The 494-nt window shown below is 57.7% G+C and carries 1 protein-coding gene; it reads right to left on the bottom strand.

All coding sequences use genetic code 11. From position 1 onward, the window contains the following. Window positions 1-71 precede the first annotated feature (71 nt). The coding region (locus B3187_RS12290; protein ID WP_286806765.1) for a methyl-accepting chemotaxis protein at window positions 72-494 on the bottom strand (423 nt) is incomplete at its 5' end.

Raw genomic sequence — 494 nt, 5'->3', positions numbered from 1 at the left:
CACACTGTAAAGAAGTAGTTGTTTTTTCATGACGCTTGTTCTCTCTGGCTTATGGTTTTTGGTGCGCTGTCCTACAGCTTGAAGCGGTTCACCAGGCTGGTGAGTTTTTCCGCGGTTTCCGCCAGGCTGCTGGTGTTGGAATTGATCCGGCTGGAGCTCTCCGCCGTGCTCAATGCAACCTGGGAAATACTGTCGATGTTGCCTTCAATCTGCTGTGTGGCCGAGCTCTGCTCTTCCGAGGCCACGGCCACCTGGTTGGTGCGGTCGCGAATCACGCTGACCAGCTCGGTAATATCCACCAGAGAGTTGGTGGCTTCACCGGCTTTCTCCACCGAGGCTTCTGCCTGGCTGGTACCCTCGGCCATCATTTCCACGGCTTCTTTGGCACCCACCTGCAGGCGCTCGATCATCTCCTGAATTTCGGTGGTGGAGCTCTGGGTGCGGGAGGCGAGGGTGCGCACTTCATCGGCTACCACCGCAAAGCCGCGACCCTG

This window comes from Marinimicrobium sp. UBA4209, from assembly GCF_002381585.1.
Taxonomy (GTDB): Bacteria; Pseudomonadota; Gammaproteobacteria; order Pseudomonadales; family Cellvibrionaceae; genus Marinimicrobium; species Marinimicrobium koreense.
Note: the sequence above shows the minus strand (reverse complement) of the source record. Positions and strands in the feature narration are given on the sequence as shown.